The 18618-nt window shown below is 39.1% G+C and carries 15 protein-coding genes and 1 tRNA gene; 7 read left to right on the forward strand and 9 right to left on the reverse strand.

What is annotated here, in order from left to right; all coding sequences use genetic code 11:
- The first annotated feature begins 326 nt into the window (after positions 1–326).
- From LZZ90_RS01575 to LZZ90_RS01590, 4 genes are all read left to right on the forward strand, one after another.
- A complete protein-coding gene (locus LZZ90_RS01575; RefSeq protein ID WP_237788926.1) occupies positions 327–3995 on the forward strand; it encodes a reprolysin-like metallopeptidase in 3669 nt (1222 codons plus the stop codon).
- A 125-nt stretch (positions 3996–4120) separates the two neighbouring features.
- Positions 4121–6022 (forward strand): S9 family peptidase, encoded by a 1902-nt coding sequence (locus LZZ90_RS01580; protein WP_237788927.1) that lies wholly within the window; start codon positions 4121–4123, stop codon positions 6020–6022.
- Between the two features lie 130 nt (positions 6023–6152).
- Positions 6153–7349 carry an aminopeptidase C gene (locus tag LZZ90_RS01585; RefSeq protein ID WP_237788928.1) on the forward strand — a complete coding sequence of 399 codons (1197 nt, stop codon included), beginning with the start codon at positions 6153–6155 and terminating at the stop codon, positions 7347–7349.
- A 155-nt stretch (positions 7350–7504) separates the two neighbouring features.
- Positions 7505–9790, forward strand: coding sequence for a GH92 family glycosyl hydrolase (locus LZZ90_RS01590; RefSeq protein ID WP_237788929.1), 2286 nt, complete (start codon positions 7505–7507; stop codon positions 9788–9790).
- 79 nt (positions 9791–9869) lie between these two features.
- Here the strand turns inward: LZZ90_RS01590 and accC are convergent, their stop codons facing one another.
- The 6 genes from accC to pdxA all read right to left on the reverse strand — a co-directional run bounded on the left by accC (position 9870) and on the right by pdxA (position 14839).
- Positions 9870–11210, reverse strand: a complete 1341-nt coding sequence (accC, locus tag LZZ90_RS01595) for an acetyl-CoA carboxylase biotin carboxylase subunit (RefSeq protein WP_237788930.1) — start codon at positions 11208–11210, stop codon at positions 9870–9872.
- Between the two features lie 96 nt (positions 11211–11306).
- The gene (gene accB, locus LZZ90_RS01600) at positions 11307–11789 is read right to left on the reverse strand and encodes an acetyl-CoA carboxylase biotin carboxyl carrier protein (RefSeq protein WP_237788931.1); all 483 of its coding nucleotides are present in this window, start codon (positions 11787–11789) and stop codon (positions 11307–11309) included.
- A 26-nt stretch (positions 11790–11815) separates the two neighbouring features.
- Complete coding sequence (locus tag LZZ90_RS01605) at positions 11816–12814, reverse strand: beta-ketoacyl-ACP synthase III (protein WP_237788932.1); 999 nt, start codon at positions 12812–12814, stop codon at positions 11816–11818.
- Between the two features lie 158 nt (positions 12815–12972).
- Positions 12973–13167, reverse strand: a complete 195-nt coding sequence (gene rpmF, locus LZZ90_RS01610; protein WP_081694205.1) for a 50S ribosomal protein L32 — start codon at positions 13165–13167, stop codon at positions 12973–12975.
- 9 nt (positions 13168–13176) lie between these two features.
- Positions 13177–13719 carry a DUF177 domain-containing protein gene (locus LZZ90_RS01615; RefSeq protein ID WP_237788933.1) on the reverse strand — a complete coding sequence of 181 codons (543 nt, stop codon included), beginning with the start codon at positions 13717–13719 and terminating at the stop codon, positions 13177–13179.
- Between the two features lie 70 nt (positions 13720–13789).
- Positions 13790–14839 (reverse strand): 4-hydroxythreonine-4-phosphate dehydrogenase PdxA, encoded by a 1050-nt coding sequence (gene pdxA / locus LZZ90_RS01620; protein WP_237788934.1) that lies wholly within the window; start codon positions 14837–14839, stop codon positions 13790–13792.
- A gap of 58 nt (positions 14840–14897) precedes the next feature.
- On the opposite strand from pdxA, the gene LZZ90_RS01625 reads away from it, so the two are divergent.
- Complete coding sequence (locus LZZ90_RS01625) at positions 14898–15488, forward strand: riboflavin synthase (protein WP_237788935.1); 591 nt, start codon at positions 14898–14900, stop codon at positions 15486–15488.
- Between the two features lie 19 nt (positions 15489–15507).
- Here the strand turns inward: LZZ90_RS01625 and LZZ90_RS01630 are convergent, their stop codons facing one another.
- The 3 genes from LZZ90_RS01630 to mce form a co-directional block, all read right to left on the reverse strand.
- On the reverse strand, positions 15508–15702 hold the full coding sequence (locus tag LZZ90_RS01630; protein ID WP_237788936.1) for a hypothetical protein: 195 nt from the start codon (positions 15700–15702) through the stop codon (positions 15508–15510).
- 504 nt (positions 15703–16206) lie between these two features.
- Positions 16207–16280, reverse strand: a tRNA-Ile gene (locus tag LZZ90_RS01635).
- Positions 16281–16325: 45 nt separating this feature from the next.
- Entirely contained in the window at positions 16326–16730 is a 405-nt protein-coding gene (gene mce / locus LZZ90_RS01640; protein ID WP_237788937.1) for a methylmalonyl-CoA epimerase, read from the reverse strand.
- A gap of 178 nt (positions 16731–16908) precedes the next feature.
- On the opposite strand from mce, the gene rbfA reads away from it, so the two are divergent.
- Positions 16909–17301, forward strand: coding sequence for a 30S ribosome-binding factor RbfA (rbfA, locus tag LZZ90_RS01645; RefSeq protein WP_237788938.1), 393 nt, complete (start codon positions 16909–16911; stop codon positions 17299–17301).
- Between the two features lie 3 nt (positions 17302–17304).
- Complete coding sequence (locus LZZ90_RS01650; protein ID WP_237788939.1) at positions 17305–18504, forward strand: FtsX-like permease family protein; 1200 nt, start codon at positions 17305–17307, stop codon at positions 18502–18504.
- Positions 18505–18618: the final 114 nt, after the last annotated feature.

Genomic DNA, 18618 nt, shown 5'->3' on the forward strand with positions numbered 1-18618 from the left:
AATTTTAGTCCGTGAAAATAATCATATTTTTTTAAAACCGCAGAGATTTAACCAACAAAAGGAAAATTATTTGGTATTTAATCAATTCTTAAGAAATGCGTTTTTCATAATTTTCAGTGCTTGTTAAATTTATTTTTTACAGAATTTTCATCAAAAACGAACATTACTTGAAAAACGTGTTAAGTTTTACAAAATCATCAACTTAACAATTGATTTTAAAACAATTCTTTATTAAAAAATGTTAAATTTATTTGTTATTTTAATCAAAATGTTAAATATATTTGCGCTGAAACTATTAAACCTTAATCAATTAACAACAAAAAACTATGAAGTTCAAATTACTTTCAGTAGCCTTACTGGCCTGTACGAGTATCACTTTCGCACAAAGTGGTGGCTCGTTTTGGAAGGCTGCCTCAAAAAAGGGAACAATAGTCACCACACAAAGAGGTGCTACCCTACCAACCAAAAATTTATTTGAATTAGACATCAACGGATTAAAAAACATTTTACTCCGTTCCCCAAAAAGAGGAATTAATTCCGGAGTATCCAATGTAATTGTAGCCTTCCCAAATGCTGAAGGGCAAATGGAACGCTTCAGAATTTTGGAAGCTTCTAACATGGAGCCAGGCTTAGCCGAACGCTATCCGGATATCAAATCCTATGTAGGACAGGGAATCGACAATCCATCTTCAACCATCCATTTCAGTATTTCACCGCTGGGTTTACAAACCATGCAAATCAACGCAGATCAGTCGGCGGTTTTTATTGAACCATATTCAAAAGATTTATCGACTTATTCGGTATTTAAAAAATCAGACAAAATTGCATCGTTATCCCACTTCGAGTGTAAAGTGATTGAAAACGGAAAAGCATCTGCTGCTGCTTCAGGAGAAGCTTTAAGACCAAATGCTGATGATGGCACTTTAAGAACTTTCCGTTTAGCCATGTCGGTAACCGGAGAATATACCGCTTATTTTGGAGGTACAAAAGCACTTGCTTTAGCGGCGATCAACAATACTATGACTCGTGTGAACGGAGTTTTTGAAAAAGATTTCGGGGTGCACATGAATTTGATTGCCAATACAGACGTTGTAATCTATACTAGTGCTTCAACAGACCCTTACTCTGCAGCTGCAACAGGTTCAGGTGGTGCTTGGAACCAAGAGTTACAAACAACCTTAACCAACAACATCGGAAATGCGGCTTACGACATCGGGCACTTATTTGGTGCTTCCGGAGGAGGAGGTAATGCAGGATGTATCGGATGTGTGTGTACCAACCCTACAACTTCTGTTCCTCTAGGAAAAGGAAGTGGATTTACTTCACCTGGAGACGGAATTCCTTCAGGAGACAATTTCGACATCGATTATGTAGCGCATGAAATGGGGCACCAGTTTGGAGCGAACCACACCTTTACTCACAGTAATGAAGGAACGGGAGCACAGATGGAGCCAGGTTCAGGATCGACCATTATGGGGTATGCCGGAATCACTTCTTTGGATGTTCAACCGCATTCGGATCCTTATTTCCATGCGGTAAGTATCCAACAGGTTACCAACAATATTAAATCTAAAACTTGTCAAACTAATACTGCAACCGGAAACTCTGTTCCAACTGCTAATGCAGGTTTAGATTATACAATTCCAAAAAGTACCGCCTTCATGTTAACCGGTTCTGGTACGGATGCCAATGGTGATGTATTAAACTATTGCTGGGAAGAAATGGACAACGGTTCTTCTTCTACTGCTCCTAGTGCAACTAAAACCACTGGTCCCAACTACAGATCGTACAACCCTAGTACTTCTGCGGTACGATATTTTCCTAAAATGTCTTCTACTTTAACAGGAGCAACTACTACAGCGGGTACTGAACTTACTGTTGAGGCTTTATCTTCTGTAGCAAGAACATTGAATTTCCGTTTAACAGTTCGTGATAACAGAGCCGGTGGACCTGCGAACAACAGTGACGACATGATCGTAACGGTAAACGCAACAGCTGGACCATTTACAGTAAGTGCACCAAATACTGCCGTTTCTTGGGCGGGAGGTTCTTCTCAAACGGTTACATGGAACGTAGCAGGAACAACTGCTAATGGAGTAAACTGTGCTAATGTAGACATTTTATTATCAACGGATGGCGGAAACACTTGGTCTACTGTTTTAGCGGCTACTCCAAACGACGGAACACAAGCTATCACTGTTCCTAACACGCCAAGTGCTTCTTGTAGAATTATGGTTAAAGGTTCTAACCACATTTTCTTTGATGTTTCCAATGCGAACTTTACCATCACTGCTGGTTCTTCAGATACTACAGCGCCATCAGCTCCGACTAATTTAGCAGCTTCCGGAACAACTCAAACAACAACCAATTTATCATGGACAGCTTCTACTGACAATGTAGGAGTAACCGGATATGATGTTTACCAAGGCGCTACCTTATTAGGAACTGTTGCCACTACAACTTATAACGTTACTGGTTTGGTTGCTTCAACTGCTTATACATTCTCTGTAAAAGCCAAAGATGCAGCGGGTAATATTTCTGCGGCCAGCAACACGGTTAACGTAACCACTTTAGCTCCGGCTACTGATACTACTGCTCCAACAGCTCCAACTAATTTGGCAGCTTCCGGAACTACTCAAACAACAACTAATTTATCTTGGACTGCATCAACAGATAACATAGGTGTAACTGGATATGATGTTTACCAAGGTGCTACTTTAAAAGCAACAGTAACTACTACTACTTATGCGGTAACAGGATTAACTGCTGCTACGGCTTATACATTCTCTGTAAAAGCAAAAGATGCTGCAGGAAATGTTTCTAGCGCAAGTAACACGGTAAACGTAACTACTTTAACAGCTACAGCATCTTACTGTGCTTCTCAAGGAAACAGTGTGGCAGACGAATCTATCGGAAGAGTACAAATCGGAACGATCAACAACGCTTCAACTGGCGGAACTGGATATACTGATTTCACAGCGATTTCAACTAATTTAACAAAAGGAGCTTCGGCAACTATTACCGTTACTCCAACCTGGACTTCATCAGCTTATGCCGAAGGATATGCCGTTTGGATTGATTACAACGGTGATAAAGATTTTGACGATGCAGGTGAGTTAGTATGGAGCAATGCAGCTTCTACCACCACTCCGGTAAGCGGAACATTTACTGTATCTTCAACAGCTACGGCAACTTCTACAAGAATGCGTGTTTCCATGAAATACAACGGAGTTCCTACACAATGTGAAGCGTTCTCTTATGGTCAGGTAGAAGATTATACCGTGAATTTAGTTACAGGAAGCACTCCACCATCGTATTGTACTTCTCAAGGAAACAGCACTGCGGATGAGAAAATCGGTAAAGTAGTTTTTGGAACGATCAACAATACTTCAACAGGTACTGCTGGTTACGAGAACTTCACGGCTCAGTCTACAAATGCAGGCAGAGGAACAGCTTACACTATCACCATTACACCATCTTGGACATCATCAGTATATGCTGAAGGATATGCAGTTTGGATCGACTACAACCAAAACGGCTTATTTACTGATGCAGGGGAGTTGGTATGGAGCAACGCCGCTTCTACAACTACTCCGGTAAGCGGAACCATCACAATTCCAGCTACAGCAACTTTAGGTACAACCAGAATGAGAGTTTCGATGAAATACAACGGAGTACCAACTTCTTGCGAAGCGTTCTCTTACGGTCAGGTTGAAGATTACACAGTTAACATTACTTCTACGGCAAAACCTGCTGAAACATCAAGTGCTTTAACTGAAGTGAAGTTATACCCGAACCCGGCTACTTCAACTTTAAATATTTCTGAAGTGTCTGAAAATGCAACTTTCAGAGTGTTCAACTTAATGGGACAAACCGTTTTAAACGGAAAATTAAACAATGGAGCTATCAACGTTTCTAACTTAGAAGGTGGTAACTATATTATTGAAATTTCCGATAACGATGCGGTAATCACAAAACGTTTCATTAAAAAATAATTGAACACGTTTCCAATACAAAAGGTCTTCTGTTACAGAAGGCCTTTTTTGTTAAATGCAATTTTCGATTCTGCTTTATGGATAATTTCACTACTTTTAACCTTTCTTTTCAAAAACAATCAACAATGAAAAAACTCCTTATCTTAACACTTGGAATGATGGGATTAACAGCAAGCGCACAAGAGGTCATGACGCCCGAACTTCTTTGGAAAGTGGGCCGCGTGACACCAATTGGAATTTCCAAAGACGGAAAAAATATCGTTTACAAAGTGGCCATCCCTTCGATGGAGGAAAACAAGTCGAATTCGAAATTTTACACCATTCCGATTAACGGAGGGTCAGCAGTAGAAGTGACCGACACCAAAGATTTGGTAAAAAACAAAAACGTATCTCCAGACGGAAAAAACCTGCTTTCACACAAAGAAGTTAAAGTAGACAAAGTGTTGGGAAAAGATATTTATCCTGAACTTAAAAAAGCAGACGCACAAGTATACAACGGCTTGGATTACCGCCATTGGGACACATGGAGGGACGGCACTTACAATCACGTTTTCTTCGGTGAGAACAACGATAAAGCAACTCCTGTAGATATCATGAAAGGCGAGAATTTCGATTCCCCTCAAAAACCTTTTGGTGGTGACGAAGATTACATCTGGGCTCCGGACGGGAAAAGCATCGTTTATGTTTGCAAAAAGAAAGCGGGAACTGATTATGCTATCAGTACCAATACCGATTTGTACCAATACGATTTGGCAACCCAGAAAACCAAAAACCTTACCGAGAACAACTTAGGTTATGACACCCATCCTTTATTTTCACCAAATGGCGATTTGACTTGGTTGCAGATGAAGCGCGACGGATATGAAGCGGATAAAAACGATATCATCGTAAGCTTTAAAGGGATGCACATGAATTTAACCGGAGGTTGGGACGGAACCGTAGAAAGTTTTAAATGGGCAGAAGACGGGAAAAAAGTTTATTTCATCGCAGCAGTTGACGGAACTAAGCAACTTTTTGAAGTAAACTTCCCTGGGTTAACCCGAATCGCTATCACAGTAAAACAACTTACCAATGGTGATTTTGATGTTACGGAAATCATCGGTTTCAATCAAGGAAAAGTGATCGTTGCCCGCAACGACATGAACCACGCTTCTGAAATTTATTCGTATGAATTGAAGAAAAAAATCTGGAAACAAATCACCAACGTTAACACCGATTTATACAAAAAACTTGCTTTAAGCAAAACCGAAAAACGATACGTAACCACAACCGACGGTAAAAAAATGGTGGTTTGGGTGATCCTTCCTCCTAACTTTGACAAAACCAAAAAGTATCCAGCTTTGTTGTACTGTCAAGGTGGACCACAGTCTGCTTTAACCCAATACTACTCTTACCGTTGGAATTTCCAGACAATGGCTGCACAAGGTTATATTGTGGTAGCTCCAAACCGTCGCGGAATGCCGGGTCATGGTGTAAAATGGAACGAAGACATCAGTAAAGACTGGGGCGGACAGGTAATGGACGACTATCTATCAGCCATTGACGATGTTGCTAAAGAATCCTATGTAGACAAATCCCGCTTAGGAGCTGTTGGTGCTAGTTATGGAGGGTATTCGGTGTTCTATTTGGCTGGAATCCACAAAAACCGTTTCAAAACGTTCATTTCACACTGCGGCGTTTTCAACCTTCAGAGTATGTACGGCACAACCGAAGAAGTGTTCTTCAACAACTTCGATCATGGTGGAGCGTATTGGGAGAAAAACAATGCCGATGCACAAAAAGCTTACAGCCAATTCAACCCGATCAATATGGTGAACAACTGGAACACCCCAATTTTAATTATTCAAGGCGGAAAAGATTACCGAGTGCCAATTGGACAAGGACAGGAAGCTTTCCAAGCTGCTCAGTTAAAAGGTATTAAGAGTCGCTTTATTCTTTTCCCGGAAGAAAACCACTGGGTACTAAAACCGCAAAACGCTTTGGTTTGGCAACGTGAATTTTTTAAATGGCTGAAAGAAACACTATAATAAATTGAAATCCTGAGGTTTAACTTCAGGATTTTTTTCTTAACAAAACCCTAAATTGCTGTTAAAATTACTTTTAGAGTGTAACAATTTTTAATTTTACCAACCAATTGAGAAACCAAAAAATAAAACTATGTTATCAATACCTTTGAAACCTTTTCTTGTGGCATCTTCGCTTATTGTAAGTGCAGCTTCTGCTTTTGCTCAGGATAATTTAGTAAACTCGTTAAAAATTAATGCGAGTGAAAAAAGTAAAGAACTTTACAAATTCTCCGATGTAATCAACATTGAAAACACTTCGATAAAAAACCAAGGTTCCTCAGGTACTTGCTGGAGCTATTCTGCAAACTCTTTCTTAGAATCGGAAATGATCCGTATGGGAAAAAAACCAGTAGAACTGTCTCAGATTTTCTCGGCGCGTAACGCTTATATCGAAAAAGGAAGAAATTATGTTCGCATGCACGGTTCAGTTGCTTTAGGTGATGGTGGTGCCTTTCACGATGTAATCAATATGTATAAAAAATACGGTGCGGTTCCTCAATCAGTGTATACCGGTTTGAACTATGGCACTGATAAAAACAAATTTGCTGAAATGGCGGCATTAACCGAAGGTGTTTTGAAAGCGGTAGTGAGCAATCCAAACGGTGAATTGACTCCGAACTGGGAAAAAGCGTATACGGCAGTGATCGACTCCTATTTAGGCCAAGCTCCAAAATCATTCCAATACAACGGAAAAAACTATACTCCGGAAACTTTTGCTAAAGAAGTAGTTGGAATCAATGCGGATGATTATGTGGAAATTTCCTCATTAATGGAATACCCTTATTATACTAAATTCACGTTGATGGTACCGGACAACTGGTCGTACGATCAAGTGTACAACGTAAAAATGAACGAACTTACCGATATCATCGACAATGCTTTGAAAAACGGTTACTCAGTAGCTTGGGCAGGTGATGTTAGTGAGAAATCTTTTTCTTGGAAAAACGGAGTTGCCTTCGTTCCGGAGAAAAAAGTAGAAGACATGACTGCAGATGAAAAAGCAGATATGTTCAACGGACCTAAAAAAGAAGCTACGGTTACGGAAGAAATGCGTCAGAAAGCATTTGACAACTACACTACTACTGACGATCACGGTATGCACATCGTAGGAATTTCCAAAGATCAAAACGGTAAAGAATACTATATCGTGAAAAACTCTTGGGGAACTACCAACGATTACAAAGGATACCTATACATGTCTAAAGAGTTCGCAAAATACAAAGCCACGGCGATCATGCTACACAAAAAAGCGGTTCCTACAGCAATCGCTAAAAAATTGAGCATCTAATTAAGACAGTCATCAATCAGATAAGATCCCGGAGTTTAGGCTTCGGGATTTTTTTGTTTGGCAAATTAACTGCTTAAATTGTACCTTAGTAAAAGCTTATAAATAAAGTGCCAATCAACATAACACAACCGCTTTTATCCAATCAACCTCTAGAAATGAAAAAACTGGTAATTCTGCTGATCTGTTTTTTTTCTGCAACTCTTTTTTCACAAAAAAACGACAAAAAACTAATTTCCTATGTAAAACCGATTATCGGAACACAGCGCATGGGACATGTATATCCAGGTGCCACCGCTCCCTTTGGAATGGTACAACTGAGTCCAGACACCGACACCATACCCTATGCTGTCAACGGAAAATACAATCCGGAGGTTTACAAATATTGTGCAGGTTATCAGTATGATGATAAAACCATCGTGGGATTTAGCCATACGCATTTCAGTGGAACCGGACACTCGGATTTAGGCGATTTTTTAATCATGCCAACCACAGGACCATTGCAACTGAATCCCGGTATTTCCAAAAATCCTGCTTCTGGTTTCCGTTCTGCTTTTTCCCATGAAAACGAAACTGCTCAAGCGGGATATTACAAAGTAAAGCTAGACGATCACGCAATTGTGGCTGAACTTACCGCTACCAATCGTGTTGGTTTTCATCAGTATACTTTTCCAAAATCTGAGGAAGCACACATCATTTTAGATCTGATGAGCGGCATTTACAATTATCCCGAAAAGAACGTTTGGACCTATGTTCGGGTAGTTAACGACACCTTAATCACCGGATACCGACAAACCAACGGATGGGCAAAAAACAGAGTGCAGTATTTTGCACTTTCATTTTCAAAACCGTTTATCAGTTATGGCAGTAAGAATTTTGAAGATAAACTAGTTTACAGAGGTTTCTGGGGAAAGTTCAATCAAAACAAAAATTTTCCTGAAATCTCCGGAAAACAAATTCGTATACATTTTGACTTTAAAACCGAAGCACAGGAAAAAATAAAAATAAAATTGGCACTTTCTTCTGTAAGCATGAGCGGAGCCTTGGCAAACCTTAAAGCCGAAATTCCGCATTGGAATTTTGAGACTATTAAAAAACAGACCCAGGATTTATGGGAAACAGAATTGCATAAAGTAACCATTGAAGGAGATCAAGAATTAAAAGAAAATTTCTATACCGCGCTTTACCATTCGTTTTTGGCCCCTACCACTTATATGGATGCCGACGGCAAATACAAAGGACTTGACCAGGAAACCCATAAGGCTGAAGGTTTTACAAACTACACCACCTTCTCTCTTTGGGATACTTACAGGGCCTTGCATCCACTTTTTAACATCCTTCAAACCAAGAGAAACAATGACATGGTGCATTCCATGATGAAGCATTATGAGCAAAGTGCACAAAAAATGTTACCGATCTGGAGCCATTATGCCAACGACAATTGGTGCATGAGCGGTTATCACGGTGTTTCCGTTGTAGCTGATGCACTACTTAAGAATTCCTATACAGGAGACCCGCTAAAAGCTTTAGAAGCCTGTGTAGCCACAGCCAACAAACGCAATTATGAAGGTATTGGAGATTACATCGACAAAGGCTATATTCCTTCCGAAAAAAGTAATATTTCAGTTTCAAATACTTTGGAATACGCTTATGACGATTGGGCTATTGCGCAACTTGCAAAAAAACTAAATCAGGAAGCCATTTACACACAGTTCCTAAAACGCTCCGAGAACTGGAAAAACAATTTTGACAAAAGCATTGGTTTTATGCGTCCAAAATCCGTGGATGGAACTTTCAAAAAAGAATTTGACATCCTGAGTACGCATGGACAAGGTTTTATCGAAGGAAACAGCTGGAATTACAGTTTTTTTGTTCCTCACGATCCATCGGGTTTAATCACACTAATGGGAGGTCAAAAACAATTCGTCAAAAAACTGGATCAATTGTTCTCGATGGATTTACCGGATAGTTTTTTTGCCGAGACAGAAGATATTACCCGAGATGGCATTATGGGTGGTTACGTACACGGAAACGAACCGGCACATCACGTGGCGTATTTGTACAACTGGACCAATCAACCTTGGAAGACACAGGAAAAAATAAGACAGATTTTAAAAAAGCAATACAAACCAACACCAGATGGTCTGGGTGGTAATGACGATTGCGGTCAGATGAGCGCCTGGTACATTTTCTCTTCTTTAGGTTTTTATCCGGTAGCACCGGGTTCAAATGAATATGCCATTGGAAGCCCAAGCATCCATTCCGCAAAACTACAATTGGAAAACGGCAATGTCTTTGAAATTGAAGTCTTAAATCCATCGGACAAAAACATCTATGTAAAAAGCATGACTTTAAACGGCGCGCCTTTGCAAAACTATTTTATAAGTCACGAAACCATTATGAAAGGCGGCAAGTTAAAATTCATCATGAATGATAAACACTAAAGCTATTGTCTGGTTTATTATTCACTGGAAACAGTTACATCATAAAAAAAGCCCAATCTAAGATTGGGCTTTTTTCTATTTATTCTTTCATTTCGAAAGATTCCATGAACTTGGTTGTATAGTTTCCAGCAACATAATCCGGATGATCCATCAACTGTCTGTGGAATGGAATCGTGGTCTTGATTCCCTCAATGTAAAACTCATCCAAAGCGCGTTTCATTTTTGAAATCGCTTCTTCACGGGTTTGTGCCGTTGTAATCAACTTAGCGATCATCGAATCATAATTTGGCGGGATCGTATATCCTGCATATACGTGTGTATCCAAACGAACCCCGTGGCCTCCCGGTGAGTGTAAAACCGTGATTTTACCTGGAGAAGGACGGAAATCGTTGTAAGGATCCTCCGCATTGATACGACATTCGATCGAGTGCAATTGTGGTAAATAATTTTTACCTGAAATTGGAATTCCTGCCGCTACCATAATTTGCTCACGAATCAAATCGTAATCGATAACCTGCTCCGTAATTGGGTGCTCTACCTGAATACGGGTATTCATTTCCATGAAGTAGAAGTTACGGTGTTTATCCACTAAGAATTCCACTGTACCTGCTCCTTCGTATTTAATGAATTCTGCTGCTTTAACCGCTGCATCACCCATTTTCTCACGTAATTCATCAGTCATGAAAGGCGAAGGTGTTTCCTCTGTTAATTTCTGGTGACGACGCTGAACCGAGCAATCTCTTTCAGAAAGGTGACACGCTTTACCGTAGGAATCCCCAACCACCTGAATCTCGATATGACGAGGCTCTTCGATTAGTTTCTCCATGTACATCCCGTCGTTACCGAACGCTGCTCCGGCTTCCATACGGGCACCTTCCCATGCTTTCAATAAATCTTCCTGTTTCCAAACCGCACGCATACCTTTTCCTCCACCTCCGGCAGTAGCCTTTAGCATTACCGGATAACCCATCTCTTTTGCGATTTTTTCTGCTTGTTCGTAGGATTCTAAAATTCCATCCGATCCTGGTACACATGGTACACCAGCAGCTTTCATGGTTGCTTTAGCCGTAGCTTTGTCTCCCATTTTTTCAATCATTTCCGGAGAAGCACCAATAAATTTGATATTGTGTTCCTGGCAGATTTTAGAGAATTTAGCATTCTCTGATAAAAATCCGTATCCCGGGTGAATGGCATCTGCATTGGTGATTTCCGCTGCAGCGATGATGTTCGACATCTTTAAATAGGAAAGATTACTTGGCGCTGGTCCGATACATACCGCTTCGTCTGCAAACTTAACATGTAAGCTTTCCGCATCGGCAGTAGAATAAACCGCAACCGTTTTGATTCCCATTTCTTTACAGGTTCTGATTACACGAAGTGCAATTTCCCCCCTGTTTGCGATTAATATTTTTTTAAACATCTTGTTTCAATTAGATAATTAGACAATTGATTATTGGATAATTAGACCGTCAAACTTCACAAAAGCCTGACATACTAATAATCTAATGATCTAAAATTAAGATGGGTCAACTAAGAATAAAGGTTGATCGAATTCAACTGGTGAAGCATCATCCACTAAAATCTTAACGATTTTACCTGAAATTTCAGATTCGATTTCGTTGAATAATTTCATAGCTTCGATCACACAAACCACATCCCCTTTCGATACTGAGCTTCCTACTTCAACAAACATTGGTTTATCTGGAGCAGGTTTTCTGTAGAAGGTTCCAATCATTGGCGATTTGATAGTGATATATTTTGAATTGTCGTCTGCTGCTGGAGCTGCTGCAACTGGAGCCGCTGCTACTGGAGCTGCTGCTACTGGAGCTGCAACTTGTGACATAGCCTGCATTGGAACATGTTGAACATAAGTTGTTTCAGCTGCTCCTCCTTCAGTTGTTTTGATGGTGATTTTAAAATCATCCATTTCTAATTTTACTTCTGTAGCACCAGATTTTGCTACAAATTTGATTAGGTTTTGAATTTCTCTGATATCCATACTATTCTAAATTTGGTTTTGGTTGTTTATTGTTTGTTATAAGCCCATTTCAGGTAAACTGCTCCCCAAGTGAAGCCGCCTCCAAAGGCCGCAAAAATAATGTTATCTCCTTTTTTTAACTGAGTTTCGAAATCGCTTAACAAAAGAGGTAGTGTAGCCGAAGTCGTATTTCCGTATCGGTGAATGTTCACTAAAACTTTTTCTTCGTCTAATCCCATTCTGTTTGCCGTAGCATCAATAATTCTTTTGTTAGCCTGATGCGCTACCAACCAATTCACATCGTCTTTGGATAGGTTGTTGCGCTCCATAATTTTCTCACTCACATCAGCCATTCCGGAAACTGCATATTTGAATACCGTTTTCCCGTCCTGAAATACATAATGTTGTTTATTTTTCACCGTTTCTTCTGAAGCCGGTAAAATCGAACCTCCTGCATCAATTTTCAAAAATTCTCTACCGATTCCATCACTTCTTAAGAATTCATCTTGAAACCCTAAACCTTCATGGTTCGGTTCAAACAAAACAGCACCGGCACCATCTCCAAAGATGATACAAGTTGCCCTGTCAGTATAATCTATAATGGAAGACATTTTATCAGAACCGATTAAAAGTACTTTCTTGTAACGGCCGGATTCAATGTAAGCAGATGCTGTGGAAATTCCGTAAAGGAAACTGGAACAAGCCGCATGAAGATCGTAAGCAAAAGCATTGACCGCTCCAATTTGTGTAGCTACATAAACTCCTGTAGAAGCTACCGGCATATCCGGTGTTGCTGTAGCCATTAAAACCAAGTCTATCTCTTTGGGGTCGATGCCTGATTTTTCAATTAAGTTTTGCGCTGCCCGAATAGCCATGAAAGACGTTCCCTGTCCTTCTTCTTTAAGCATGCGTCTTTCTTTAATACCTGTACGACTGGTAATCCATTCGTCATTTGTATCTACCATAGTTTCCAGCACTGCGTTTGATAAAACAAAGTCTGGAACGTAGGCTCCCACTGCGGTAATAGCGGCTGATATTTTATTCATAAAAAAAACATTTTCTTTTTGAAAAAACGTTCTCAAAAAGTGGTGGAAATTACAAAAAAAATCCCAAACCTAAATTCTTTTATCCACTTAATTCGTTTCGAACAGGTTTTAACAAAAAAAACTCCCACATAGTGAGAGTTTTCTCTATAATTTTCGGATTAAGCTTCCGCTACTTGTTTGTCAATAACAACTTGACCTCTGTAGTACATTTTACCTTCATGCCAGTAAGCTCTGTGGTATAAATGTGCCTCTCCAGTTACAGGACATGTTGCAATTTGAGGAGTTGTCGCTTTGTAGTGCGTTCTTCTCTTATCTCTTCTTGTTTTCGAGGTTTTTCTCTTAGGATGTGCCATCTTACTATATTATTTATCCGTTAATAGTTGTTTTAATTTATCCCATCGGGGATCTGTTTTCTCTTCTTCTTCTTTTTCCTTTAATGGTTCTTTTGGAGCCAGTTCGTTTAGTTTTTCGATTGCTTCAGACTTCAAGGTTCCGTCTTTCACCCCAGGATGAACACGTTTTGAAGGTACCGAAAGCACAATCATTTCATAGATATACTGCGCCACGCTAACTTGAAATTCGCCGTGAGGCAACACCAGCCACTCGTCATTCTCATTGTTAAAAGCATCCCCGAATTTTACAATTAAATTCAGTTTTCCTTTTACCGGCAAATCAAAATCCTCACCGGTTAAATCACAAGGAACATTTACCGTTCCTTTTTGCTTAAAGGCAAGTTCAAGCATGGTACTTTTTTTATCCAGAACTAAATCCACTTTGATTGCAACGTCGTTATACTCGTCAAAATCAAAGCTCTCAAAGAACTTTTTATCTATTTGATAATCAAACTGGTGTTTTCCCTGCTTTAATCCGACAAACGGAATTAAAAAATCTTTCTCAATATTCATAACAACAGTTTTGAGCGTGCAAAGATATAAAATTATTGTAAATTCAAACGAGTTGTAAACATTTTTTTGTTTATAACTGTTTTTGCTTTGTTTTCAGAGGGTTTTTCACCAACTCATTGTGCTGGTTACGGTTATGAAAAACATCTACCGCCAAATAAACCGCCTCTTTAAACGAATTAAAATCCGCCAAACCTTTTCCCGCAATTTCGTAAGCCGTTCCGTGATCCGGTGAGGTACGTATTTTATCCAATCCCGCGGTGTAATTCACCCCTTTACCAAAAGACAACGTTTTAAACGGAATCAGTCCTTGATCGTGATAAGCTGCTATAACCGCATCGTATTTCTCGTACTGGCCGCTTCCGAAGAAACTGTCTGCAGAAAACGGTCCGAAAACCAAAACTCCTTCTTCAAAAAGTTTTTTTAATGCCGGCTTAATTACCTCGTCGTCTTCTTTTCCAATCACCCCATGATCTCCACAATGAGGATTCAGACCTAAAACCGCAATCTTTGGCTTATTTATGGAAAAATCCTGAACCAAAGAATGGTTAATGGTTTGAATTTTAATTCTAATTAACTGCTCTGTAAGATGATTTGAAACCTCATTTACCGGCACATGATCGGTCAAAAGACCAACTCGTAGATTATCCTGTACCATCAGCATCAAAGCATCACCTTGTAATTCTTTATCCAAATAATCGGTATGACCCGGAAAATGAAATTCTTCCGACTGAATATTATACTTATTAATAGGAGCTGTTACCAAAACATCCACTAAACCATCTTTCAGCGCCGCAGTAGCAGCCACAAACGATTTAATTGCATATTTCCCAACAGTTTCGTCATTAGCCCCAAATTCAAGATTCACCCCTTCTTTCCAAATGTTGAGCACATTGATTTTTCCGTGAACCAACTGCTCCAATTTATCTATCCCGTGAAGACTGGATTCTAAATTAAGAGTTTTTTTCAGGAACGATAAAATCTTAACATTGGCAAAAATAACCGGCGTACAAAGCTCCAGCATGCGAACGTCTTCAAATGTTTTCAGTATCACTTCGCTTCCAATACCGTTTAAATCTCCTATTGAGATTCCCACAATTATATTTTCTGCCTTTTTAACCATGTTGCGTAGTTATTTATTACTAATTTTGATGTGCAAATTTAGCAAAATAAATCTAGTTATGTTTACCGGAATCATTGAAACTCTCGGAACGATCAAGTCCATCGAAAAAGAAAACGAAAATATTCACGTTACCATCAACTCCAGTATTACGGAAGAACTGAAAATCGATCAAAGCGTGGCACACAACGGCATCTGTCTTACGGTTGTGAAAATCGAAAACAACAACTACACCGTAACCGCCATTAAAGAAACCATCGAAAAAACCAATTTAGGAAAATGGCAAACCAACGATGTTGTCAATTTGGAACGCGCCATGAAATTAGGCGACCGCCTCGACGGCCATATTGTACAAGGTCACGTAGACCAAACTGGCATTTGTAAAAAGATCGAAGACGCTGGCGGAAGTATTTACTTCACTTTTGAATACGACAAATCCAAAAGCAACATTACTATTGAAAAAGGATCAATTACAGTTAACGGGGTAAGTCTAACTGTTGTAAATTCTAAAGAAAACGAATTTAGTGTAGCAATTATACCCTACACGCTTGAGCACACCAATTTCAAAGAATTCAAAGTAGGTACGGTCGTAAATTTAGAATTTGATGTAATCGGAAAATATGTTGCCCGGATTGAACAACTACGAAACTAAGAAACAAAAAAGCTTCAAATTATTTTGAAGCTTTTTTTATACTTGTAGTTTTATAATAATAGAATGCTAATGCCAATGCACTAAAAAATAGCACAATCACCCCTTCATTAATAGGCAAACCAGGTAGTGGTGTTGGCGGCGGCGGCGGAGGTGGATCCTGCGCAAACGTTGGCACAACCGTAAACAACATTACGATAAGTAAAATTAATCTCATATGTGGGGCATTTTTCATAATCTCAAAAGTAAAAAAATTATTTTTCATTCAAAAAATAAAAGCATTTTTCATTAAAAAATAACCGTTCGATAACATTAAATTCTCTCTATCCACCAGATAATTAAAAATCCCTTAAGGCTTTAACTAATCATTACTGGAATCACGAAAATAAAAAGATTTTTCAATAACACAATACTTTTTGAAAAAAAATCTTAAAATTTTCTTAAACAATTTCAATCTCGGTTTCCTGCAAAGAACTCAACAAAATCTTTCGGTTTCGCACCCTTTAAAATCATAAAAAGCTGATTTTGAAGCACATTTATTATGATTTAAATTTCTCTCAAAACAATACTATCATCTTGAGCGGGCAAATATATAAAATTAAAAATCATTTTTTTTAACAATTTTGCTTCTTTTTTTTAATTTTATAAAACCTATTCCTTAAAAAACATTTCAACAAAAAAAAAGCGCCTGTGATTTTCACAAACGCTTTACCCATTTTTGTGGTCCCACCTGGGCTCGAACCAGGGACCACCTGATTATGAGTCAGGTGCTCTAACCAACTGAGCTATAGGACCGGTTAAGAGGTTGCAATATTACTATTATTTTTTGGCAAACAAAAATTAATTCGGAATTTCTTGGCACAACTCCACCAAAACCCCATTGGTTCCTTTCGGATGCAAAAAAGCAACTAATTTATTATCAGCACCTTTTTTGGGAATTTCGTTCAAAACCGTAAAGCCTTCCTTTTTTAATCGCTCAATTTCCGAAACAATATCTTCCACATCAAAAGCGATGTGATGAATCCCTTCTCCTTTTTTCTCAATGAATTTGGCAATCGGACTTTCCGGATTGGTCGCCTCTAGCAATTCTATTTTATTGGGCCCGTTCATAAAGAAAGAGGTCTTTACCCCTTCACTGGCCACTTCTTCTTCTTTATAAGCCGGAGCTCCGAACAATTTTTCAAAAAGCAAATTGGAAGCCTGCAGGTCTTTTACCGCAATGCCGATATGTTCTATTTTTCTCATTTGGTTTTTATTTGATCACAAAGTTAGCAAAAATTAAAACGATTTCCCTTTTAGCCCTGATGGCAGCGGCATCCTCGCAGCACCGCGAAGAGATAAAGCGGACAGCAGGAATATGGAATCCTAAGAAACCCAAACAATTCGCTCCTAAAAATTCAGTTAAAAATCGTATTTTTGCCCCATGGAAACAAACAGACAGAAAAAAATCGGAACGGTTTTACAGAAAGACTTGGTGGATATCTTGCAGGGAGAAGTGCGTAAAAACGGCATCAGCAACCTGATTATTTCCGTATCAAAAGTAAATGTAACTACCGATTTATCGATCGCAAAAGTATATTTAAGCATTTTCCCGGTGGAAAAAGGCCCGGAGCTTTTAAACGCTATTCGCACCAATACTCCGCTAATTAAGCATGATTTGGCACAACGCGTGAAACAGCAATTGCGCCGTGTTCCGAACCTAATGTTCTTTATTGATGACTCGCTGGACTATATCGAGAAAATCGACACCGCTTTAAAAGGAGAAGAAAACCCTATCGAAAACCGCGATTTGCTGGCCAAAAGAAAGAAATCGTAACCTTTGAATTTTCCTTTTTACATAGCGCGCCGTTATACTATTAGTTTCAGTAAAAGCACTGCGATTAATATCATAACCGGTATTGCCACTCTTGGTATTATCGTAAGCACTATGTCTCTTTTTGTGGTGCTTTCCGTTTTTAGCGGACTCCGGGAATTCAGCCTTTCTTTTACCAATGCGACCGATCCGGATTTAAAAGCTTTACCGGCAACCGGAAAATCATTTCTGATAAACGATACTCAAAAAAACGCGCTTAAAAACTCCAAAAACATTGCTTTTTACAGTGAAATAATTGAAGAGCGCGTGCTTTTTTCCTTTAAAGGAAAACAGGAGGTCACCTATTTAAAAGGAGTGGATCCCAATTTCATTAAAGTTACCCCTTTCGAAAAAAAAATATACGCCGGACAGTGGCTTAAACCGGGGACTTCACAAGTTGTGGTCGGTTATGGAATTGCCAATAAACTCTCCATGGGACTTTTTGACTTCAACAATGCGCTGGAAGTTTTTGTTCCGAAACCCGGAAAAGGACCTATTGAAAATCCGGAAGAAGCTTTCAACGAAGCGGCTTTAATCCCGATGGGAATATACGCAATCAACGATGATCTGGACAAAAAATACGTTTTCACCGATTTGACTTTAGCACAACAATTACTGCAATACCAACCGAATCAGGTTACGGGAATTGAATTCAAGTTGCACTCAAACGCTTCCGAGGATGAGGCTTTACAGGAAATCCAAACGCTTTTCCAAAACAAAGTAACCGTAAAAAACAGAACCGAATTAAACGACAGTTTACACAAAATGCTCAATACGGAAAACATTGTGATTTACCTCATCTTCACTTTGGTAATTATTATTGCGTTATTCAATTTAGTGGGCGCATTAATCATGATGATTTTAGATAAAAAAGCCAACCTGAAAACTCTTTTCAATTTAGGAGCCGAAATCAAGCACCTTAGATCAATTTTTCTTTTACAGGGAAGCATGCTTACTTTTTTTGGCGGCATCATTGGATTACTTTTAGGAATTACGCTGGTTGTTTTACAAAAGCAGTTCTCACTAATAATGATTACCGCTTCGATGGCTTATCCGATCGAATTTGAAATTTCGAACATTCTTATCGTTATGGCAACCATCCTCTTACTTGGATTAACCGCTTCCTGGATTGCCTCAAGCCGAGTGCGTAAAAATTTACTCGACTAATCCCGATTTCGAAAATAGTTTTATATTTGCTTTCACATAATTGAACGCCCATGATTGTTTTTGTCGCGTCCTAAACGTATCAAGAAGATAGATAGGACATCTCACTTTCACTCG

The sequence above is a fragment of the Flavobacterium sp. SM15 genome, assembly GCF_022012335.1.
GTDB lineage: Bacteria > Bacteroidota > Bacteroidia > Flavobacteriales > Flavobacteriaceae > Flavobacterium.